Source organism: Sphingobacterium multivorum (genome assembly GCF_900457465.1).
Taxonomy (GTDB): domain Bacteria; phylum Bacteroidota; class Bacteroidia; order Sphingobacteriales; family Sphingobacteriaceae; genus Sphingobacterium; species Sphingobacterium multivorum.
In genome coordinates, this window is the sequence record NZ_UAUU01000011.1 from 1,146,154 (window position 1) to 1,168,435 (window position 22,282).

Here is a 22,282-nt window from a genome sequence, read left to right on the forward strand (position 1 = left end):
TCATTCGGTTGCCATGATGACCTGTTAATTTTGTATAAAAATAATTGGATATGGCAAAGGCAACGCGTGTATTGATTCCAAGTGATTTTACGATTGATTCGCTCTTTTTTGTGATTCATAGTATAGAACAATCGTCAGCTGAAGAGCTAGACATTATTTTGGTCTATGGCAATAAGAGCAGTACTTCGATTAGTGAGTTATTAGGGATTACACTGGAAGATCAGCTTAATAAGCTGCAATCAGAAGATTTTTTGAAAGCCTGCCAGATGATCTGTCATCGTTATGAAAATCGTAAGCTAAATATCTATACAGATATTATCGGCTCTGACAATCTCAATTATTTACAACATTATTTGCGCGGAGCTCGGATTGATGAAGTCAAGGTTCCCACAGATTATGAATTTGAAAAAAGAACAAGGCATTTTTTTGACGTCGGACGGGCTTTGCTTCACTTGAGTAAAAGTAAGCAGAAGAATGTCTCGATCGTAGAAAAACCCGGGACAAACAAAACCGGCAGAAATGTCTTGGCGGATTTATTTTTTAACAAGAAATGGGATGTTAATTATTAAGAGAAAAATATTGGCACAATTCAACTTTGTCTTGTTGTCCTTTTTGCTTTTAGGGGCTAGTTCAATGGTTATGTTTTATGAAAACCCTGAGCGGCTTTTAGAAGGGGAGTGGGAAGAGCAGGGTTGGTACTTTGAGAAAGTGGAGAAGTCTCCAACATTCAAAAAACAGGCGGTTATCCATGAAGGAATAAAAGATGCTGCAATCGCGCACCTTCCACCCCTGCAGGATGGATTATGGCATTTTGAAAAAATGGGTGATAAAAATTTTATTGCCCATCATGAGGACAAACAATACAATTGGTTTTTGAAGGGACGAGGCCATATTCTTGAGCTTCGTAAGAATGACGAGCTAATAGAGAGTTTCGTTATCCAAAAGTTGAATAAAAACCAGTTGGTGCTGCATCTTAATTTGGATATGCAGACGAAAGGAATTGCACGTATCGTGCTGAAAAAAGGAGGAAAGGAAAAGTATGCTGAGAAAATATAGTAACCATAGGACGATTCAAGATAACATTAGGCTGGGGGGAATTACCGCGTTTTCTGCAGGAATGGTCAATGTCGCATCTGTCATTGTCTTTTTCTCGTTTACCTCGAATGTAACGGGTTATTATGCTGTTTTTGCACAGGAGATAGCGAAAGGGAATTGGTACCAAGGTGCTGTGGTGCTTTTTTGGATTTTACTTTTTCTAGTAGGGAGTATGCTTTCTAATCTGATCATCATTCATGGTAAAGGACGTTTTAGCTCCTATTTGACACATTCCATTCCCTTGGTATTGGAAATATTGAGTATATTATTTGTTGGGATATATCTTGATGTATTTTATGAGGATTCTTTGAAAGAAACTGAGATACTTGTCGGTGCATTGCTCTTTGCGATGGGGCTACAAAACGGTTTGACTGCGAGCATATCGAATTCTGTTGTGAAAACAACACATTTGACCGGGCTAACGACAGATTTGGCCATATTGATTTCGATGTTCACCAAGGAGTCTAACCGGAGCAATAAGGCATTGGTCGACAAATTCCATTTGCTATTGAGCATCGTGAGCGCGTATGTCGTTGGCGGACTTGTGAGCGGTATTTCATTCACTTACCTATCAAATAAAACATTTTACGTGGTTTGTTTTGTTCTTTTAGTCATCGGTTTATACGATCACTACAAATTGTATCTGTTGAAAAAGCAATTTGTGAATCGTCATCGTCAACCAGTGGCAGCTTAGTTGACTGAGCAAGTTCTTGGTTAGCTAAGCAAAAGGGCAAATAGTTTAATCGCATTTCAAAAAATGCGATTTTTTTTGTCCAAAAAATGCTTATCTTCATACACAGTTATCACGCTCTACCGAAGCGAATGAAAGACTACTTAATCAATTTAAAACCGTATCATGATCAAATTCTTTTCCAACCGGCCTTTTTGGGCACTTTCTCTAATTTCGCTGTCAGTATCACCCCTCTGCGTAAAACAGGCTTATGCGCAAGAATTGCACACCCAAAGATCAGTACATGATCAAAATAAAAGCCAGCAGAATCTTTTACGGGCAATCCAATTGATTGATCGATCAATGGACGTCTATTTTTCCGGTGAAGATTTCAAAATGCATCGTTTTTATAACCCATTTACGAAGGTTCGATCCGAAGAAACAGCTAGTGTATGGATGTATTCTGTTTCCATAGAATCTGTAAACGCTGTGTTGAGTGGCTTGAAAAAGCAACAGAAGGTAGATAACGGCAAGCTTTATAAAATGTATTATTCCCGCTATGTAGATTTATTGGCTAAGCTTCATGCAAATGCAGCCTATTATTTAGGGACCTTTACGCTAACGTCGTTTACGCAGCATAAAGAATGGACGGTGTATGCTGTCGATCGCGTTCGAGAAAAAGGAAAAGCAAATGTAACGGGCGTATTGAACGTCTATGATGATCAGATGTGGTTGGTACGGGAATTATTGGAAGCTTATCATTTGACCGGGCAAGATCGCTATTTGCAAGAAGCGGAGTACCTTACGGCTTATGTTCTTGATGGTTGGGATTGTACTTTGGATGAGAAAGGGAAAGAGCATGGCGGAATTCCATGGGGACCAGGATATGTAACGAAGCATGCCTGTAGTAATGCACCGATGATTAGTCCGCTTGTTGCATTGTATGAAATCTATAAAAACAAAGGGGACCAAATAATTGCGCATTCCATCGATCAGAAAGATAAACTAACCCGTATTGCTAAAAAAGAGCGGAAGGCCGATTTTTATCTTCGTTATGCTAAAAGGATTTATGATTGGCAAAAAGCAAATCTTCTTAATGAAAAAGGTGTCTATGCGGATATGATGGGTGATTGTTTTCCGGATTGTTCGATAGCTTATGAAACGGTCAACGGCGTGCGATACCGAAAAAATACCGAACTCAGAAAAGCCGTCGGAACTGCATTTTCCTATAATAGTGGAACGATGATTTCCGGAGCAGCAGACTTATATCGTGTTACGAAAGCTAAAAGCTATTTAGAAGATGGCAAGAAACTGGCCGATGCGACTTTTACTTATTTTGGAAAGTTTGGGCAGCAGATTCCAGAGCACTATACCTATGCAACAGACGGTTTTAATAACTGGTTTAACGGTGTTTTGTTAAGAGGCTATACCACTATATTACCGAATTATAGTAAGGCTGGGATGTATGTGAAGTCTTTTCAGGAAAACTTGGATTATGGCTATACGCATTTCTTGAACGAAGGATTTTTGCCAAATGATTTGCTCGGAGGTTGGGCAAAAGATAAAAGCAAGAATGATCTGGAGGGAATGTTTATGTTCACTTTTGCGGCACAATATGCTACACTTGCGCAAGTTGAACAACCAAAATAAATGCTCAAATAGGGGCACTTATTTTGGTTGGGATAGGATTGTCTGCATCGTTATGATTTAGATAAAGCAGTTTGGGCGTCTTGAAATTCAGTAGGGCTCTGTCCAAACTGCTTTTGAAAATTACGAGAGAAATGAGTCGCGGAGCTATAGCCTAGTAAATTAGAAATTTCGTAGACTTTATGCTGCTTTTGGATGAGCAGTTCTGCTGCTTTTCGGAGCCGCGTTAAATTAATCAGTTCATTGGGCGATAGGCTCGATACCACATTAATTTTGCGATAGAGGGTAGGTCTACTCATGCAGAGAATATCGGCCATTCGATCGACATTAAACTGTGGATCATCGAGGTGTTGCATGATGATTTCTTCAATCTTCAACAAAAACTCTTGTTCACTTTGATTTTGACCGATTTGCTGTATTTGCGACATCGGATTTTTAATAAAAAATTCCTTGACTTTAACTCTATTCTTTAATAAACTCGCGATTTGTGCTCTTAAAAAGGCAGGTGAAAAAGGTTTTTCAATATAAGCGTCGGCACCATACTCCAAACCCTGAATTTTTGATTCAATACTATTTTTTGCCGTTAAGAGTATAACTGGAATGTGTGCATATGCGATATCTTCTTTAATTTTTTGACAGAGTTCAAAACCATCCATTTCTGGCATCATCACATCGCTGACGATCAGATCAAAATATTCAGTGGCTAATACATCCAGCGCTTCCCTACCATTGGAACTCGTTGTTATCTGATAATCCTCATTGAGATCATCCGCAATGAATTCAAGTAGTTCAGTATGATCATCTACTAATAATAAATTGGATTTGGCATTCATAATTATGGGTTTGTATTGTGATTCAAAGGCAATGTCAAACTAAATACGTTCAATTGGAGGTCGTTTGTACTGTATAACAGGGTACCTTGGTGTTTTAACGTTAAGGACCTTGTCAATGCCAAGCCTAGGCCGCTTCCAGGAACATTCTTATTTTGTTTTAAGCGATTGAATGGTTCAAAAATTCTTTCCCTTTCTTCTGAAGGAATTAAAGCTCCGTCGTTTTTCACGGTCAATATAAAGATATTTTTCTGTTTATCCATATTCAAATTCACTTCAATATAGGATGAAGAATATTTAAGGGCATTATTCAAGAGGTTGTAACATATCTTGTCGAATGCGTCGATATCGACTTGACCTATGATATCTGGCATAATGTGCGATACCATCTGCTTGTCCTGCGCCTGCAGTGTGACTGTAAAATTGTTGATAATTTCCTGGACCGTTTGGCTTATGTTTTCTGATTCAAAGTGTAATTTGAATCCTTCTGTTTCGACCTGTCTAAAATCCAATAGCTGATTGCTAAGGGCAATCAACTTCTCCGTGTTGTTTTGCATGGTCAATAGTAGCTTGTCGTTACAGGATTGTGATCGACTTTGTCCATAAGCTTCTCTAAGGGGGCCTTGATCAATGTCAACGGTGTGCGTATTTCGTGCGCAACATCGGTGTAAAAATTGATTTTTGAGCGATAGAGTTCTTGCTCGCGTAGATTTTGTACGGTTAAAAGATGTTGTCGATTGCGTTGTTTGATCTTTTCATTGAAATGATGAATAACAAATATAATCAGCCCCACAAGGATTAGAGCATAGCAAACAAAGGCCGGTATACTTGCCCAGATCGGAGGAAGAATAGTGATTTTAAGACTAGCAAAAGTGGGGATTGTATTGCCATTTGGATCTTCTGCTTTTACAGTAAAAACATAGTTTCCGGGCGCTAGCTTGGTGAAGTAAGCTCGTTGATTGCTTGTAATGTCTATCCAATTGTCGTCGAGACCATCCATTTTGTAGCTATAGTGAATGGAATGGGGGGCTTGGTAGTGTAATGCCGCAAAATCAAGACTGAAGGATGACTCGTCGTGTTTCAGTTTGATTTTATCCGTGAACAGAATTGATTTGGACAGAATATTTGTATCGGTGTACTGATTGATCGCCCTATTGTTGATGTAAAAATTAGTGATGTAAATCGGAATTTGATTCTTGTAGTTGATTTGGTTGAGCCTTTCGGGATTGAAACGTATCAGTCCATTGATGGTGCCGAAATAAAAGTTTCCATTGTCATCATTAAAGGATGAATTGTAATTGAACTGAATCGTCGGTAGGCCAGACTCCAAGTTGAAGATGCGTTTTTTTCCACTGGGAAGATGGTAGCGTACCAGGCCCTTGGAAGTACTCACCCAAAGGTTATTTTGTTTATCTTCTAAAAAGGCGAGTGTCACATTACTGGGCATTCCTTCTTCCAGGCCAATGTTTTCAAAGCCATCCTGATTTGATTTCTTTTTAGCCATCCCACCTTCGGTAGCTATCCAAATTTGATTTTTTGAGTCCTCAATATACTGTTGACCCTATTGTTGGGCAAGGAATTGAGATCGTTCTGATGATGCGTATAGTGTTTGAAATAACGTGTGGTCGGATGATAACAGAATAGTCATCACGCCACGTTCCGACCCAGATATTCCCCTTTTTATCTTCCAAAATGCTTGTATAAAACATGTATTCTGGGACATTATCAATAAGGTGGAAAGATTTTTTTTCTAGATCAAAGCGGTATAGGCCGCGTGTGGATGCAGCCATGATTTCTCCTTTTCGAGTTTTATAGAGATAAAAAAGAAAATTACTTTGGAGATCGGATGTTGATACATTGCTGTTACGATCGATGTGATAGATAACTTTTTGAAGCTTTGGCGAAAAAATGTCCAGACCATTGACGAAAGTACCAATCAGTAGTTTGTCGCCAATAGGGAGAATACCGTGAATATTGTTATTTGCCAGATTCCCCTGTTTATCGGAGAAGTTCTGGATATAACCCGATTTAGGATCCAATTTAGATAGACCTCCGTTTTCGGTGCCTATCCATATATCGTGGTTGATGTCTTTTTTGATAATCCGAAACGACAGAGCCTTTTAAGCTCCCGGGGCGATCTTGTGGGAGGAATTTTTCGATTATACTATTATTCTTGTGATAATAGTTAATCCCACCAAAGTAGGTTCCCAGCCAAATACCCTCATCCTTATCTTGTAGGATATTATAAATGGCATTGTCAGATATCCCCCAAGGGTTTTCTTGTTCTTTCTGAATGTTGATGTAATTTCCGCTCGCTATTTGGTAAATGAAGAGGCCAGATTCGGTTGCAAACCAATATTCATGATCGTTTGGCTGTATAATATCTCTTACATAGAGAAATTGATGCAGCTTGTCCGGACCAAGAATTGACTTGAGGGACTTGTTTTTAAAATTGTAGCTATAAACCCCAGTTTTCGACGTGCCAATCAATAAGTCTCCATCGCGGTTTTCCATTATTTTCTCAATACTAAACCAGTCTTTAGGACCATATTTTGCTTGAAAGTCAAGCATTAGTGCGGGTTTTCCAGAAGAACCTATCTGGAAGATCTTACCTTCAGGAGTTCCAAAAAATACAGTTCCATTTTTTGTGCAGCTGATTGACGTAATATAGAGGTCCGATTTTGTAAATTGTTGAATTGCGTGACTAACCAAATCATGGCAATAGAGCATTCCATTGGATATAAACCAGATCCTTTTGCGTTGATCGGTAACAATGACGGGTACGTCCGCATTTTCAAATTGTTTGCTCAGTAATCTAAATTGCTCGTCGACGGGATCGTAGCAATAGATTCCCTGATCTGTTCCAATCCAAATTCTTTTTCGAAAGTCCTCTTTCAAGGAGATGATATTATTACCACCCAAGCTGTTTTTCCCAGATTGGGTGGCATCAAAATGTTTGAAATTGTTACCGTCAAAGCGATTTAATCCATCCTTTGTGCCGAACCAAAGAAAACCCTGACTATCTTGCATGCTACAAATGACAGCATTGTTTGACAAACCTTCATTGATTTGATAATGATTGAAATAGTAGGGCTGCGCATATAGCAAGGAAGGGAGTAACAGGATAAATAGCAATCGTAAAGGCTTCAGGTTGATCATGATCATTTTTTGGTTATTGATACAAAATAGAGCTAAAATGAAACAATTTAATCTTAAAATTTCTAAAAAATTTAAGACTTTAGCTTATAGATTGTAATCGTTAAAATTATAAAAAATCTAGAAAAGGACGTAAGTTCTATCTAAACAAAGATTATAAACCCTTTAAAATATTACGAATGAGAGGAAAATTGACCTTGCTGGGTCTTTCTGCAATACTTGCTTTTAGTGTGTCTTGCCAGCAACCGACTGGTTCTAAAACTCCCAAAGCAGATTCTTTATCGGCCTTCATGGATACCGCGCAGTTCAGCGGAACTATTGATCAAAAACAGGCGTATCTATATGAACTGAGCAATAAAAATGGCGTACAAGCTTATTTTACCAATTTTGGTGCACGTTTAGTGGGATTATGGGTGCCTGACAATAAGGGTGAGTTATGCGATGTGGTTTTGGGTTTTTCTAAAGCGGCTGATTATAATAATCCCAAAGAACCATTTTTTGGTACTATTGTAGGGCCTTTTGGTAATCGGATCGCCAAAGGCAAATTTAAGTTGGATGATAAAACCTATACATTGGCGGTAAATAACGGTCCTAATACGCTGCATGGCGGTTTTAAAGGTGTGCATTTTGCCAATTGGACATTAAAATCGTCAGATAAATCATCCCTGACATTTGCTTACACCTTAGCTGACGGACACGAGGGTTTTCCAGGAAACATCCAAATGGAGGTGACTTATACGCTGAACGATAATAATGAATTGATGATAGCTTATCGTGCTACTTCCGATAAAAAGACGGTGATCAATTTGACCAACCATGCTTACTTTAATTTAAACGGTGAAGGAAGTGGTACCATTCTGGATCATCAACTTCAATTGTTTGCCAATGAATACACACCAGTAGATAGTACACTAATACCCACAGGGCAATTAGCACCGGTAAAGGGAACAGCTTTTGATTTTACAACCTTGAAACCGATAGGAAAAGATATTAATGCCAATGACCAGCAGCTTAGTTTTGGAAAGGGCTATGACCACAATTTTGTCTTAAGTAAAGAGAAAGATGGCGACTGGTTTAAAGCGGCACATGTGATCGGTGATAAATCAGGGGTGGTCATGGATATTCTGACAACCGAACCTGGTATTCAATTTTATAGCGGCAACTTTATGAACGAACAAGTACAATTGAAGAATGGTAAAAAAGATTCCTTCCGTACGGCTTTTTGCCTTGAACCGCAGCATTTTCCGGACGCTCCGAATCAGCCAGCTTTTCCAACAACAGTCCTGAACCCGGGGCAAGTATATCAAACGAAATCCCTGTATCGTTTTTCGGTAAAATAATACATATTTAATAATGATTGGTTTGAAAGTATACCACTGAAAAGAGGTGTACTTTCTCTGTTTAATAGACTTTAAAACGTTTTAGGTTGTATTAATTATTTGATACAAATAGGCAGTTTTTTGAGAAAAAACGAAAGCCTGTCCGATTGAATATACCTTAATTTTGGACAAATCAATTATACAAACTAATCAATCTAGGTATGTTTAAGGGTCTTAAATGTCTGCCAATTTCTGCTACTTTACTCTGCTGTGCGAGCAGTTTTATTCCTTTAGCAAAGGGAGCAGATTTATTTCCAGTTCCTGCAGAAAGCATTGCTTTGCAAAAATCAATCAAGGGTGTGGTTAAGGATAAAGAGGGCAATCCGATCGTAGGAGCGACAGTCGCTTTAAAATCCAAATCAAGCACTGCCGTTTCAACGGATGCAAAAGGTAATTTTAGTCTAACAGGTGTGAATGCTGGGGATCTACTGACTGTAAGTTCAGTTGGGTATCTCTCAAAAGAAGTGGCCGCGAGCGCGGATTTAGCTATTACATTGGACGATGAAAATTCACGTATCGGCGAAGTGGTTGTGGTCGGGTACGGTACACAAAAGAAGGAATCTGTTACTGGTGCAATCACGGCAATTTCTTCGCAGGATATTTCCAGATCTGTTGCGACTACAACCTCGGGAGCTTTGGTCGGGAAGATTGCAGGGGTCAATAGCCGGATGTCGGATGGACGCCCTGGAGCATGGACGGGGATCAGCATCCGGAATATGGGAACTCCCTTGTATGTGATCGACGGTGTTCAAAAAGATGAAGGCCAATTCAATAATTTGGACTTCAATGACATCGAATCTGTTTCGGTTTTGAAGGATGCGTCCGCAGCGATTTATGGTGTACGCGCAGCCAACGGAGTGGTGGTTGTAACGACAAAGAAAGGAAAGCGTGGCGATAACAATACCTTTAATATCAATTCCTATTACGGCTGGCAAAGTATGTTTCGTTTTCCTAAGCCTGCAGATGCAAGTACCTATGTAAAGAGCTACATTCAATCGGATGCTATTCTTGGTGTGAAGGATCCCAAGTATTCATTAAGCGATCTTGAAAAATGGCAGCAGGGGACGGAAAAAGGTTACCGCCCATTTGATTGGTACGATTATATCTTAAAAACTAGTCCGCAAACCTATGTTTCTGGAAATGTGAGCGGTGGGTCCGAAAAAATCAATTATTACTTAAGTGCCGGGCATCTCGACCAACAATCCATTATCCGTAATTATGGTGGTTTCAAACGTACTAATGTTCAGATGAACATTGATGCGAGCGTATCTAAACGATTAAAAATAGGGGCTAATTTGAACGGGCGGATCGAACAGCGCAAACAACCTGGGGTACCCGGTGCTGACGATACTTGGCAAGCCTTATTTGCCATTTACCGCAACTTACCTACTGCGCGGCCATTTGCCAACGACAATCCGCTCTATCCAACACAAACTGCCGCCAATACCGAGACGAATTTTGCGATGCTGAATTATGATCTATCGGGTACATATCAGGAAAAATGGCGGGTGATGCAACTAAATTTTAATGCCGAGTATAAGATTACAGATGATTTGGTTGCCAAAGGAACGGTAGGGTACTATTTGGCTAATAAGTGGATGGATAATCAGGAGTTCACTTACAAATTGTATGGCTATGATGAAAAAACGGATACCTATCCAGTTATATTTAGCATGGATAACCCTTGGCGGGAGCGGTCTATCGCTCAAATCGAAGAAATTTCAACACAATTCACTTTAAATTATAACAAACGTTTTGGAAAGCATGGTGTGAATGCTGTATTAGCCGCGGAGTCAATAAAACGAGATAACCCCGATATTTATGTCCACGACAGACCAGCATCGAATGCATTGAGTTTGATTTATTTTCAAACGATGGATACCTATAATGATACTGGAGTAAATACGCAAGCAAGAGCCGGCTTTGCAGGTCGGGTCAATTATGACTACGATCAAAAATATCTTTTAGAACTTTCATCGCGTTATGATGGATCCTGGAAGTTTGCTCCTGGAAGTCGATGGGGATTTTTTCCTTCAGCATCCGCGGGATGGCGGATCTCTTCTGAAAAGTTTTGGACAGATGGCATGCGGAAGGTACTTGATGATGTTAAGCTTCGGGGATCTTACGGGATATTGGGGGATGACAATTTGGATGATTGGAAATATTATGCTTTTGGTTACCTGAGCGGATATACCTATAATTCCAAAGGTTCGACGATTGACGGAAAATATGTTATTGGCACCCAACCCCGTGGACTTCCTGTTAAAACACTTTCCTGGATTGAGGCGCACATGTTGAATGTGGGGCTTGATTTTAGCACATTAAAGGGAAGATTGACGGGTAGCTTGGATTTCTTTCGAAGGAAAAGAAGTGGTCTACCGGCTTCCAGAAATGATGTATTGATACCAAATGAGGTTGGTTTTAGTCTGCCTTATGAAAACCTAAACTCCGATATGCATAAGGGTATCGATGGCTCAATTATGTGGCGGAGTAAGGCTGGCGATTTCAATTACTTTGTCGGTGGTAATTTTACATTTGCCCGTCAGATTGATGGTGAACAATATAAACCCCGGTTTGGGAATTCCTGGAATCAGTATCGGAACTCCATTTTTGACCGCTACGCCTATCTAAATTGGGGCTTACATGCTACTGGACAGTTTCAGTCCTGGGAAGAAATTGCCAATTACGATGTAGACAATGACCGTCAAGGTAATTCTACCTTGAGACCAGGAGATATAAAATATGAAGACATCAATGGGGATAAAGTGATCAATGAGCTGGATCAGCGGCCAATAGGATATCGGCAAGGCGGACTTCCTTATTTCAATTTTGGAATTAATCTGGGCGGACAGTTCAAGGGATTTGATCTGGCCATGGATTTGACAGGAGCAGCATTTGCATCCTATCGTCCCAATTACGAAGCGATGAACCCTTTCCACGATGGTGGAAATAATCCGCAATATTACATGGAGAATCAATGGATGCTCAGTGATATTACCAACCCGAATAGTACATTGATTCCCGGCAAGTATCCAACATTGATTCGCGGAAATCAAAACCATAGTAATTATTGGCATAGCGATTTTTGGCTCACCAATGTAAATTATATAAAACTAAGAAATCTTCAGATTGGATATACCTTGCCAGACAAGTGGATGAAAGCTCGTGGAATCCAAAAATTACGAATATATACGATGATGCAGAATCTCTTCAGTATAGATAATTTGGGTGATATGAAGATCGATCCGGAAATCACAAGTGATTCGGGTGTTCAATACCCAACAAACCGGGTTATAAATGTGGGTGTTAATTTAACTTTTTAATGAAAATGATAAAGAGGAAGGTTATTTTATGGGGTGTATGTTTAGTATGTGCATTCTCAAGCTGTAATAAGTTTTTGGACAGGGAATCACAGGCTATTTTTACCGATGATCAGATATTTTCAGATCAAAATATGGTGAAGTCAGTGTTGGCCAATTACTATGGAAGAGTCAGCTGGGGCCAGCAATTTGGCGACAACGGCTCCTTTGCGATGCTAGATGAAGCAGGATTTTCCAGTGGTTCTCCCAACAATATGCAGGAGTTTCCAAATGATTTTTGGCGGATGTATGATTATGAATTGATCCGAAATCTAAACCAATTTATTGTAGGTGTCCGACAATCAACATTAGATGACAACAATAAAAAGAGCATTGAAGGTGAGGCCCGCTTTATCCGTGCCTGGACTTATTTTAATATGATCAAGCGTTTGGGGGGAGTGCCAATGGTGGGTGATAAAGTATATGATTATACAAGTGGAATGGATCCAGCAGAATTACAGTTGTCGCGTGCAACCGAGGCTGAAAGTTATAATTATGTCATCAGTGAATGTACTGAAGCGGCTAAAATGCTCGGTACAGAGAAAACCATCAATTCGGCGAGAGCCAATAAATGGACAGCTTTGGCGTTAAAAGCCCGCGCAAGTTTATATGCTGCTTCCATAGCCAAGTATAACTATAAAACTCCAGACGTGAAGACTGCAGGAAATGAGGTGGGCATCCCTGCATCTGAAGCAATTAAATATTATCAGACAGCTTATGAAAACTGCTTTGGATATTATAAATAATAGTCCTTATGCGCTGTATAATGCAAATCCGGATAAGGGCAAGAACTTTTATCTTGCCGTAACCTCAAAATCAAGCAATGAAGTAATTTGGGCAAAAGACTATGCTTATCCTGGTGAGACCCATTCTTTTACCAATAATAATATAGCCTCATCTGTCCGCGGTGATATTGATGCCAATTTCGTAACTCCAGTACTCAATTTGGTGGAAGCATTTGAATATACAAATGATCGAAAAGGGGATCTGAAAACGAAGACTGCTGCTGGTGACTATGTTTATTATACAAATCCCGAAGATCTTTTTGCCAATAAGGATGCACGCTTGTATGGTACGGTAATTTACTCCGGAGCAGATTTTGCTGGAACGAAAATAACTTATCAGGCGGGGGTTCGGTATAAAGAAAATGGTACATGGAAGACAGTAACAGGTTCGCCTGGTTCCTCAAATGATAAATTTGGCGGACTTGTTACGAGTGAGGATGGCCCTACGACTTCCAACGATATGTATGTCAATAAAACTGGATTTAATATCCGGAAGTTTATTGACGAAAATAAAGATGCCTCTACACGCGGGCGCGGTTCGGATATTTGGTTTGTCCGTTTTCGTTATGCTGAATTTCTGTTGATCGCTGCAGAGTCGGGGCTTGAACTTGGTAAACCGCAAGCTGAGTTGACTGGATATATCAATAAGATCAGGGAGCGCGCGGGAATACAAGCATTGACGACTATTTCTTTAAATGATATCATTCAGGAACGTCGAGTTGAATTTGCATTCGAAGATCATCGCTACTGGGATCTCAAGCGTTTACGCATTGCACACGAAATTTGGAACGGAAGTGCTGATAATTACAATGCGGTGCACTATGCCCTATTTCCGTATAAAATATATGCTCCTGGGGATCCTAACAATGGCAAGTGGGTTTTCGAGAAACAGAAATCTAGCCATACGCTCTATCCGCGAAATTTTAAATATCAGAACTATTATAATTTCGTTGACCAAAATTGGATTAACAACAATCCGAAGCTAGTCCGAAATCCTTATCAATAGCATTATTCTTATGAAAACTTTTTTTTGTAAATTAATAGTCGGTTTGTGTTTACTCTTGGGTGTTTTTGCTTGTGGCAAAGATAATTATGATGCACCACAAAGCACATTAAGCGGACATGTAACCTATAATTCCAAACCTTTGGGGCTGAGAGGATCCAATCAATCGGTCTATCTTCAACTCTGGCAGGATGGTTATCAATTTCGGTCTCCTATTAATGTTTATTTAACTCAAGATGGTTCGTTTTCTACGAAACTTTTCGATGGAAAGTACAAATTGGTGACAACCAGTGGAAATGGACCATGGGTGAGCAGCGCCGATACGTTGCTAGTTGATGTGAAGGGCAATACCACAGTGGATTATCAGGTGAAACCCTACTACATGATGAGTAATATAACCTATAACACACAAGGAAATATCCTTAAAGCATCTTTTGATATCGAAACGATAGATGCTTCAAGAACGATTGATTTAGTCACCTTATTGGTCAATGATACAAAATTTGTGGATTTGGGCCAATATACATATAAGATGGAAAAAACTGGATTAAATGCCGGCCATGTCGAATTGGAACTGGATATCAAAGATATTTTGACCAAGAGCGCAGCGGTGTATGCGCGCGTAGGGTTACGGGTAAATGGGATTACCGAGGCGCTGTACGATAGTGAACCAAAGAAACTAAAATAAAAATGATTAAAAGAATTGGCTTTTTAAGCTTATTGTTGGGGTTTGGCTTAGCTACGTCGGCTCAATCAAGAATAGCAACTTCCGTAAACCAATTGCCGTTGACAGGTAAGAATACACAATACGTGAACAATAGGGCTCCACTGAGACAAAATGCCTTGCTGAAATTGCCGGTAGGCAGTATAGTGCCTGAAGGCTGGTTAGGGAAGTACCTAGCGTTGCAAAAAGATGGTCTCACAGGTCATTTGGGCGAAATTAGCGCTTGGCTATCCAAAAAAAATAATGCTTGGTTAAGTACGGATGGGAAAGGAGATTATGGCTGGGAAGAAGTTCCTTATTGGCTAAAAGGTTATGCTAATCTGGGCTACATCTTAAAAGATCCTACAATCCTAGCGGAGTCAAAGATATGGTTGGAAGCCGCACTAAAAAGCCAGCGTTCTGATGGATACTTTGGGCCATTGATTCTGCGTAACAACAAACCAGATCTTTGGGGGAATATGTTGATGTTGTGGTGCCTGCAATCTTATTATGAATATAGCGGTGACCAACGTGTCTTAACCTTGATGACCAATTATTTTAAATGGCAGGCCAATTTGCCGGATAGTTTTTTTCTTAAAGACTATTGGGAAAATAGTCGGGGTGGTGACAATCTGCTCTCGGTTTATTGGCTCTATAATAGAACACAGGGGAATGAATGGCTGATGGATTTAGCAGATAAAATCCATCGGAATACCGCCAATTGGCGCCAGAAAGATGATTTGCCGAATTGGCATAATGTTAATGTAGCGCAGTGTTTCAGAGAGCCGGCAACCTATTATCTGAAAAGCCAATCGAGTGAAGACCTGAATGCGACCTACGCTAATTTTCATTTTGTCAGGCAGGTATTTGGTCAGGTTCCAGGCGGTATGTTCGGTGCCGATGAAAATGCACGTCCAGGATATACCGATCCCCGTCAAGGGGTGGAAACCTGTGGTATGGTCGAACAGATGGCGTCCAATGAAATCCTTCTTGGGATAACAGGCGACCCATTTTGGGCAGATCATGCGGAGGAAGTCGCTTTCAATACCTATCCAGCAGCCGTAACAGCAGATTTCAAGGCCTTAAGGTATATTACAAGTCCAAATATGACCATCAGCGACAGCCATAATCATGCTCCTGGAATTGATAATAACGGGCCATTTTTAATGATGAATCCCTTCAGTTCACGCTGTTGTCAGCATAATCACAGTCAGGGCTGGCCATATTATGCTGAGCATTTGTATATGGCAACGAATGATAACGGTGTTGCGGCAGTACTATATGCCGCATCAAAGGCTGAAATCAACGTCGGAAACAAGCAGGCTATTCAGATCCGGCAAGAGTCCAATTATCCTTTTGAAGAATCGCTACGATTTGAAATAGGAACACATGGTAAAACGGTTGATTTTCCCTTTTATCTCCGTATTCCAGCCTGGGAGAAACAAGCGAAAGTAACGGTTAATGGTAAAAGCCAAGCTGTGGAAGCTGGTGCAAAATATATTCGGATTCAACGGCAGTGGAAAGACGGCGACAAGGTCGAACTTTCCTTACCAATGACCATAGATCTGAAAACATGGACAGCCAATAAAAATTCAGTGAGTATCCAGCGTGGACCATTGACCTATGCCCTTAAAATCAAAGAGAATTATGTGAAAAAAGATAGTAAGGCTTCGGCAATAGGAGATTCCAAATGGCAGGAGACTGCAGATCCATCCAAGTGGCCATCCTATGAAATCCTTCCTGCAAGTGATTGGAATTACGGACTTGTACAAAATCAATTGCAAGCTGTTAACCACCTAAAAGTGGTCAAACGACCATGGCCTAAAGATGCATTTCCTTTCGACGCAGAAGCAGTACCTATTTCGATTCTTGTGAAAGCGAAACGTATCGATGGGTGGAAAATTGATGAAAACGGGTTAACGGGGGTATTGCCTCTGAGCCCCGTGGAAAGCAAAAGCGAGGTACAGGAAGTTGAACTAATTCCAATGGGAGCAGCACGTTTGCGCATTGCTGCTTTTCCCACGGTGAAATAATATAAATACGATATAAATAAATGACTTAACGATTTTTTATGATGAAGAAAACCTTATTTTTTGCCAGTTTGATGATGGCAGCACAATTGAACTTTGCTCAGGATTGGAAACCCGCCGGATCACATATATTAACCCCCTGGGGCGAGAAAGTAACGGCCCAAAAGCCACATCCTGAATACCCTAGGCCACAATTAATCAGAACCAATAACTGGCAGAATTTAAATGGACTATGGAAATATGCTGTCACTCCGGTAGGTACTAAAGAGATTCCTCGGCAATGGGACGGCAACATCCTTGTTCCTTTTGCAATTGAATCGGCATTGTCCGGTGTTGGTAAAGAGGTTGGAAAAGATAAAGCCTTATGGTATAACAATACCATAACATTGGACAAGTCTGTCCATAAAAATAAGGTCCTGTTGCATTTCGGTGCCGTAGATTGGCAATGTGATGTGTATGTAAATAATCAATTGGTCGGAAGACATGAAGGTGGTTTTGATCCATTTTCGATGGATGTGACAAGCTTCCTAAAGAAAGGAGCGAAACAGGAAATAGCCATTCGGGTATGGGATCCGACTGATGATGGTCCACAACCACGGGGTAAACAGGTGAACAAGCCGAATGGTATATGGTATACACCAGTGACGGGAATTTGGCAGACCGTTTGGTTAGAAAGTGTTCCACAAACTTACATTGTAAGTACCAAACAGACACCGCGATTGGACGATGCTGTCTTGGCCTTTCAAGCTTCCGTAGAGGGAAGCCAAGCCGGTGACGAAATAAAGGTGCGTGCATTGGATGGCGGAAAGCTTATTAAAGAACAAATAGGACAACCCAATACATCTTTTGATCTTTCGGTACCCAATCTGGAGCCCTGGTCGCCGAGTAACCCTAAACTCTATGATCTGGAAATTCAGCTGATTCGAAAAGGAAAAATCGTAGACCAGGCGAAAAGCTACTTCGCCATGCGGAAGATAGCCATGCAGAAAGATGAAAACGGCGTTCAACGTTTAATGTTAAACAATAAGTTTACTTTCCAATATGGTCCATTGGATCAAGGCTGGTGGCCGGATGGTCTACATACCGCGCCAACGGATGAAGCGCTGAAGTTTGATGTCGTCAAAACAAAGGAAATGGGATTCAATATGATCCGTAAGCATATCAAGGTAGAACCGGCACGTTGGTATCGGTACTGTGATAGTATAGGTATGCTTGTCTGGCAAGATATGCCTAGCGGCGATCTTGGTGGAAATCATTGGGATATGCAACCGGGAAAGATTTCAGGTGGCAATCGGGATAAAGTACGTTCACAGGAATCTGAGAATTACTACCGGAAAGAGTGGAAAACCATTATGGAGGTATTGCACAACTATCCAAGTATTGTCATCTGGGTGCCTTTCAATGAGGCTTGGGGGCAATTCAAAACGAAGGAAATTACGGAATGGACCGTGGCTAATGACCCGTCAAGACTCGTAAATAGCGCCAGTGGTGGTAACTTTATGGAAACTGGACATATCTTGGATATCCATAATTATCCGGATGCAGCCATGCCTGATCCAAATTTGTTTGGTGCTAAACAAGTGCTTGCATTGGGTGAATTCGGTGGTCTGGGATTACCGATAGACGGACATTCTTGGCAACAGAAAGACAACTGGGGATACCAAAGTTTCAAGAATAAAACGGAATTATTGGAGCGTTACAAACGTCTTATCCATGATTTGACACGTCTAATTCCGATGGGATTGTCGGCCGCTGTTTATACACAGACAACAGATGTGGAAGTAGAAACAAATGGTTTGATGACTTATGATCGTAAAGTTGTAAAAATGCCTGAAGCAGAATTGAAGGCTGCACATCAGGCGCTTTATAATGCACCTACCAAATAATTGATAGCGATATGGCCGCAAAACGGGTTGCGGCCTAAATTTATCGCTGAAAATATACCGGTCAACCTAAACCTATTTATACGAAATCAATGAAATTAAAATTACTAATTGCAACGGCTATTGTATGTCAATCGGTATCGTCGTTTGCACAAAAACAAGTCCTTAAGAATGATCTTCGCGCGCCTGCCTATCCTTTAGTAACAATTGACCCGAATACAAGTGCCTGGTCCTATAGCAACGAATTGAATGCAGATGTTGTACGCCATTGGACCGGAAAATCCTTTCCCTTATTGGGCGTCCTTAAAGTGGATGGAAAACCCTATCGCTTCCTGGGCAAAGAAGAGGCTGAACTCTTGCCTTTGGCCCGGATGGGCGAACATGCGGCTTGGACGGGAAGTTACGTTGTCAGCGAACCTGCCTCAGACTGGATGAAACCTTCATTTGATGCACGGCAATGGAAAATGGGGGCAGCGCCATTCGGTACCAAGGACAAAGAACCCAATGTGGAGACTGATTGGCAGGAACCTAAAATTTGGGTTAGAAGGGAAGTTGAACTGACTGAGGATCTTACGGGCAAATCCGTATATATCGAATTTACACATGACGATGACGCTATTTTGTACGTCAACGGTATTGAGGTTGCTAATACAGGCAATTCGACAGGTAAAAATAGTCGGGTCAAGCTGCCCGAACATGTCGTAAAAACATTGAAGAAAGGAAAAAATATACTCGCGGGTTATTGCTATAATAGGGTAGCGAATGGATATTTTGATTTTGGACTCTTTACAGAAAAAGAAGGTAGTATTCAATTCGACAATGAAGCGAATCAGATCACTTCCAATGTGCAGGCAACACAAACACATTATTCGTTTAACTGCGGGCCCGTGGACTTAAATATTACATTTACTGCGCCGATGTTTTTGGATAAATTGGACTTAATGGCTAGACCCGTAAATTATCTTTCCTATACAGTCCATGCGAAGGATGGCAAGAAACACCAGGTACAACTTTATTTGGAGGCAGCACCAAATTGGGCACTGAATTCTCCTCTTCAAGATGCGACAAGCAGTTCCTTTATTTCCGGAAATCTCCAATTTGTAAAGACAGGAAGCAAAAGCCAGCAGGTTCTAGGAAAGAAGGGTGACGACCTACGGATAGATTGGGGGTATTTCTATATGGCAGGTGCAAAATCTAAGACAAAGTCAGCGGTCGGAAGTAGCCATCAATTACGCTCTAATTTTCTGAAGAGTGAAAATAGCTCTTCTCCAAATGGAGGGCAACAATTGGCACTGATGCAAACTTTTGATGTCTCATCAAGCTACCAGGATAAGATCTTGTTGGGCTATGATGACCTGTACTCGATCCAATATTTTGGACAAAATTTACGACCTTATTGGAATACCAATGGAAATAGTTCCATTGAGAAACAATTTGAACTGGCCGACAAAGAGTATACTGTTCTCAAAAAGGCTGCTGATAAATTTGATGCCGAATTATGGGGTACAGCTTTGCGCAACGGAGGTGAGGACTATGCTGCATTATGTGCCTTGGCCTATAGACAGGCAATCGCCGCTCATAAACTTGTAAAAGCACCCAATGGCGATCTGCTTTTACTGTCCAAGGAAAATGATAGCAATGGGTCAATAGGAACAGTTGATGTAACCTATCCTTCGGCTCCGATTTTCCTTTACTATAATCCAGAACTGGCAAAAGCACTAATGAACGCCATTTTTTATTATAGTGAAAGCAATAAGTGGACAAAACCTTTTGCTGCGCATGATGTTGGGACCTATCCTTTAGCGAATGGCCAAACTTACGGTGGAGATATGCCTGTCGAAGAATCGGGAAATATGCTGCTATTAACTTATGCTTTAGCGAAGGTGGAAGGCAATGCCGCATATGCCAAAAAACATTGGAAAGTGTTGTCTACCTGGGTAGATTATCTAGTCGATAAAGGTCTTGACCCCGAAAATCAGTTGTGTACAGATGATTTTGCAGGCCACTTTGCGCATAATGCCAATTTATCCATTAAAGCTATTTTGGGTATTGCATCTTACGGGTATCTGGCCCAAATGCTTGGTGAAGAGGCTACGGCGAAAAAGTATTTGACCGAAGCAAAAGCAATGGCGATGAAATGGAAAAAGATGGCCGAAGATGGGGATCACTACAAGTTAACTTTTGATAAAACCGGAACCTGGAGCCAAAAGTATAATATGGTCTGGGATAAATTGCTTAAGATGGATATTTTCGACCCTTCTATCCGTGAAACTGAAATTAAATACTATCTCGGCAAACAAAATAAATACGGACTTCCCCTGGACAACCGTCAGCCTTATACCAAAACCGATTGGATTATTTGGACGGCGACTATGGCAGATGATAAGCCTACCTTTGAGGCATTTTTGAAGCCAGTCTACCGTTTTATGAACGAAACAACCGATCGCGTTCCCATGTCGGATTGGACTTATACAGACCGTCCTAAAAGAGCAGGATTTAAAGCACGATCTGTTGTTGGCGGGTATTTTATCAAAATGTTGGAAGAGAAATTGGGAAAAGCAAAATAGCTTTTCCTATGATATAGAAAATAATATAAATAGAATAATAAGATGTTGAATGCAATGTTGTTCAGATATTGGATTGGCGGAGTTGCCGTACTGAACCTGTTGAGCTCTTGTGGAAGCGCTACAGGTTCAGTGAAGCCGTCGGAACAAATAGCAAATGCCACGGCTCAGCATAAAACCTATAGCAATCCGGTTTTTGAGCCCATACTTGCTGATCCTACAGTCGTTAGAGATCCACAGCGCAAAATGTTCTATGCATATGGGACAGCCGACAATTGGGGCGACGGAAAGGGACAACGTCTGGTGTCTATTCTACAATCCACCGATCTTGTAAACTGGACATGGATCGGAACCGCCTTCCCAACTAAACCGGGTTGGAAAGCAGAAGGCGGAATCTGGGCCCCCGATGTGGTGCAGTTAAATGGTAAGTATCTTTTATATTATGCCTATTCCACATGGGGTGATCCCAATCCCGGCATCGGTGTAGCCCTAGCAGCTAGACCGGAAGGCCCCTTTATCGATCAAGGTAAACTTTTTGATAGCAAGGAGATCGATGTGCCGAATTCAATAGACCCTTATTTTTTTACGGAAAATGGGCAGAACTATCTATTCTGGGGCAGTTTTAGCGATGCGAGCACGCAGGGTACATATGGTGTTGAACTGGATAAAAATGGGACAGTGGTACCCGATTTAAATAAAAAATTTAAAGTTGCCGCAGGAGATTTTGAAGCCGTTGTGATTCATAAACGGAAAGGGTACTATTACTTTGTCGGGTCCAAAGGCTCCTGTTGTGAAGGAGAAAAAAGCAGTTATCATGTTCTTGTGGGGCGCTCTCGCCATCTGAAAGGACCCTATGTGGATCAAGAAGGCCGCAACCTTACACAGCGGGGGAGTGGAACACTGTTGTTAAAAGGAAATGATCAATTTGTGGGGACGGGCCATACTTCGCGCATTATTACAGACGACAAGGGAAAAGATTGGATACTCTATCATGGTATCGATCCAAAACAGCCTCGTGTTGCTACGGGGGGAAATCGCCGGATGCTATTGTTGGATCAGATCGTCTGGGATAAGGACTGGCCAAAAATTGAAGGGACAACCAGCAGTGTTGCGCCACAACCAGCACCAACGTTTAATTTTAAATAGCATTTGCAATAGCTAGCAGCGGATCTTCGATC

The 22,282-nt window shown here is 41.0% G+C and carries 18 protein-coding genes; 13 read left to right on the forward strand and 5 right to left on the reverse strand.

All coding sequences use genetic code 11. The features are described from left to right. Nucleotides 1–50 precede the first annotated feature (50 nt). The 4 genes from DTA23_RS22135 (at nt 51) to DTA23_RS22150 (ending at nt 3,415) form a co-directional block, all read left to right on the forward strand. On the forward strand, nt 51–569 hold the full coding sequence (locus DTA23_RS22135) for a hypothetical protein (protein WP_112376064.1): 519 nt from the start codon (nt 51–53) through the stop codon (nt 567–569). Beyond that, nucleotides 556–1,056 (forward strand): hypothetical protein, encoded by a 501-nt coding sequence (locus DTA23_RS22140; RefSeq protein WP_046675389.1) that lies wholly within the window; start codon nt 556–558, stop codon nt 1,054–1,056. Before DTA23_RS22135 ends, DTA23_RS22140 begins: the two co-directional genes overlap by 14 nt. After that, nucleotides 1,040–1,789, forward strand: a complete 750-nt coding sequence (locus DTA23_RS22145; protein ID WP_046675390.1) for a YoaK family protein — start codon at nt 1,040–1,042, stop codon at nt 1,787–1,789. The genes DTA23_RS22140 and DTA23_RS22145 overlap by 17 nt, the downstream gene beginning before the upstream one ends. Nucleotides 1,790–1,951: 162 nt before the next feature. After that, the gene (locus DTA23_RS22150) at nt 1,952–3,415 is read left to right on the forward strand and encodes a glycoside hydrolase family 76 protein (protein ID WP_112376065.1); all 1,464 of its coding nucleotides are present in this window, start codon (nt 1,952–1,954) and stop codon (nt 3,413–3,415) included. A 50-nt stretch (nt 3,416–3,465) separates the two neighbouring features. Here DTA23_RS22150 and DTA23_RS22155 read toward each other — a convergent pair whose 3' ends face one another. From DTA23_RS22155 to DTA23_RS22175, 5 genes are read right to left on the reverse strand one after another with little or no spacing between them, the layout of a single operon-like run. After that, the gene (locus DTA23_RS22155; RefSeq protein WP_112376066.1) at nt 3,466–4,245 is read right to left on the reverse strand and encodes a response regulator transcription factor; all 780 of its coding nucleotides are present in this window, start codon (nt 4,243–4,245) and stop codon (nt 3,466–3,468) included. A gap of 2 nt (nt 4,246–4,247) precedes the next feature. Further along, entirely contained in the window at nt 4,248–4,799 is a 552-nt protein-coding gene (locus tag DTA23_RS22160; protein ID WP_112376067.1) for a sensor histidine kinase, read from the reverse strand. 2 nt (nt 4,800–4,801) lie between these two features. Further along, on the reverse strand, nt 4,802–5,746 hold the full coding sequence (locus DTA23_RS22165; protein ID WP_112376068.1) for a triple tyrosine motif-containing protein: 945 nt from the start codon (nt 5,744–5,746) through the stop codon (nt 4,802–4,804). Between the two features lie 40 nt (nt 5,747–5,786). Next, complete coding sequence (locus DTA23_RS22170) at nt 5,787–6,281, reverse strand: two-component regulator propeller domain-containing protein (RefSeq protein ID WP_112376069.1); 495 nt, start codon at nt 6,279–6,281, stop codon at nt 5,787–5,789. Nucleotide 6,282: 1 nt separating this feature from the next. Next, nucleotides 6,283–7,401 (reverse strand): ligand-binding sensor domain-containing protein, encoded by a 1,119-nt coding sequence (locus tag DTA23_RS22175; protein ID WP_172462495.1) that lies wholly within the window; start codon nt 7,399–7,401, stop codon nt 6,283–6,285. 176 nt (nt 7,402–7,577) lie between these two features. Between DTA23_RS22175 and DTA23_RS22180 the strand changes: the two genes are divergently transcribed. From DTA23_RS22180 to DTA23_RS22215, 9 genes are all read left to right on the forward strand, one after another. Further along, nucleotides 7,578–8,738, forward strand: a complete 1,161-nt coding sequence (locus DTA23_RS22180) for an aldose epimerase family protein (RefSeq protein ID WP_112376071.1) — start codon at nt 7,578–7,580, stop codon at nt 8,736–8,738. 200 nt (nt 8,739–8,938) lie between these two features. Then, the gene (locus DTA23_RS22185) at nt 8,939–12,100 is read left to right on the forward strand and encodes a SusC/RagA family TonB-linked outer membrane protein (protein WP_112376072.1); all 3,162 of its coding nucleotides are present in this window, start codon (nt 8,939–8,941) and stop codon (nt 12,098–12,100) included. 5 nt (nt 12,101–12,105) lie between these two features. Continuing rightward, a complete protein-coding gene (locus DTA23_RS28080; protein ID WP_218565446.1) occupies nt 12,106–12,882 on the forward strand; it encodes a RagB/SusD family nutrient uptake outer membrane protein in 777 nt (258 codons plus the stop codon). Next, entirely contained in the window at nt 12,854–13,927 is a 1,074-nt protein-coding gene (locus tag DTA23_RS28085; protein ID WP_218565447.1) for a RagB/SusD family nutrient uptake outer membrane protein, read from the forward strand. The genes DTA23_RS28080 and DTA23_RS28085 overlap by 29 nt, the downstream gene beginning before the upstream one ends. Nucleotides 13,928–13,937: 10 nt before the next feature. Beyond that, nucleotides 13,938–14,612, forward strand: a complete 675-nt coding sequence (locus DTA23_RS22195; protein ID WP_046675395.1) for a DUF3823 domain-containing protein — start codon at nt 13,938–13,940, stop codon at nt 14,610–14,612. Between the two features lie 2 nt (nt 14,613–14,614). After that, on the forward strand, nt 14,615–16,660 hold the full coding sequence (locus DTA23_RS22200; protein ID WP_112376073.1) for a beta-L-arabinofuranosidase domain-containing protein: 2,046 nt from the start codon (nt 14,615–14,617) through the stop codon (nt 16,658–16,660). 38 nt (nt 16,661–16,698) lie between these two features. After that, nucleotides 16,699–18,543: a glycoside hydrolase family 2 protein gene (locus tag DTA23_RS22205; RefSeq protein WP_239468833.1), complete on the forward strand. Its 1,845-nt coding sequence runs from the start codon at nt 16,699–16,701 to the stop codon at nt 18,541–18,543. Between the two features lie 89 nt (nt 18,544–18,632). Then, complete coding sequence (locus DTA23_RS22210) at nt 18,633–21,107, forward strand: glutaminase family protein (RefSeq protein ID WP_112376075.1); 2,475 nt, start codon at nt 18,633–18,635, stop codon at nt 21,105–21,107. 42 nt (nt 21,108–21,149) lie between these two features. Next, nucleotides 21,150–22,250, forward strand: coding sequence for a family 43 glycosylhydrolase (locus DTA23_RS22215; RefSeq protein WP_239468834.1), 1,101 nt, complete (start codon nt 21,150–21,152; stop codon nt 22,248–22,250). Nucleotides 22,251–22,282 lie beyond the last annotated feature (32 nt).

Coding starts and splice junctions, on each gene's coding strand:
- DTA23_RS28085 (WP_218565447.1), top strand. CDS start 12,854: ATGAAAACTGCTTTGGATATTATAAATAATAGTCCTTATGCGCTGTAT.
- DTA23_RS22150 (WP_112376065.1), top strand. CDS start 1,952: ATGATCAAATTCTTTTCCAACCGGCCTTTTTGGGCACTTTCTCTAATT.
- DTA23_RS22215 (WP_239468834.1), top strand. CDS start 21,150: ATGTTGAATGCAATGTTGTTCAGATATTGGATTGGCGGAGTTGCCGTA.
- DTA23_RS22175 (WP_172462495.1), bottom strand. CDS start 7,401: ATGATCAACCTGAAGCCTTTACGATTGCTATTTATCCTGTTACTCCCT.
- DTA23_RS22205 (WP_239468833.1), top strand. CDS start 16,699: ATGATGAAGAAAACCTTATTTTTTGCCAGTTTGATGATGGCAGCACAA.
- DTA23_RS22145 (WP_046675390.1), top strand. CDS start 1,040: ATGCTGAGAAAATATAGTAACCATAGGACGATTCAAGATAACATTAGG.
- DTA23_RS22160 (WP_112376067.1), bottom strand. CDS start 4,799: ATGCAAAACAACACGGAGAAGTTGATTGCCCTTAGCAATCAGCTATTG.
- DTA23_RS22195 (WP_046675395.1), top strand. CDS start 13,938: ATGAAAACTTTTTTTTGTAAATTAATAGTCGGTTTGTGTTTACTCTTG.
- DTA23_RS22155 (WP_112376066.1), bottom strand. CDS start 4,245: ATGAATGCCAAATCCAATTTATTATTAGTAGATGATCATACTGAACTA.
- DTA23_RS22140 (WP_046675389.1), top strand. CDS start 556: ATGTTAATTATTAAGAGAAAAATATTGGCACAATTCAACTTTGTCTTG.
- DTA23_RS22200 (WP_112376073.1), top strand. CDS start 14,615: ATGATTAAAAGAATTGGCTTTTTAAGCTTATTGTTGGGGTTTGGCTTA.
- DTA23_RS22180 (WP_112376071.1), top strand. CDS start 7,578: ATGAGAGGAAAATTGACCTTGCTGGGTCTTTCTGCAATACTTGCTTTT.
- DTA23_RS28080 (WP_218565446.1), top strand. CDS start 12,106: ATGATAAAGAGGAAGGTTATTTTATGGGGTGTATGTTTAGTATGTGCA.
- DTA23_RS22135 (WP_112376064.1), top strand. CDS start 51: ATGGCAAAGGCAACGCGTGTATTGATTCCAAGTGATTTTACGATTGAT.
- DTA23_RS22185 (WP_112376072.1), top strand. CDS start 8,939: ATGTTTAAGGGTCTTAAATGTCTGCCAATTTCTGCTACTTTACTCTGC.
- DTA23_RS22165 (WP_112376068.1), bottom strand. CDS start 5,746: ATGGCTAAAAAGAAATCAAATCAGGATGGCTTTGAAAACATTGGCCTG.
- DTA23_RS22210 (WP_112376075.1), top strand. CDS start 18,633: ATGAAATTAAAATTACTAATTGCAACGGCTATTGTATGTCAATCGGTA.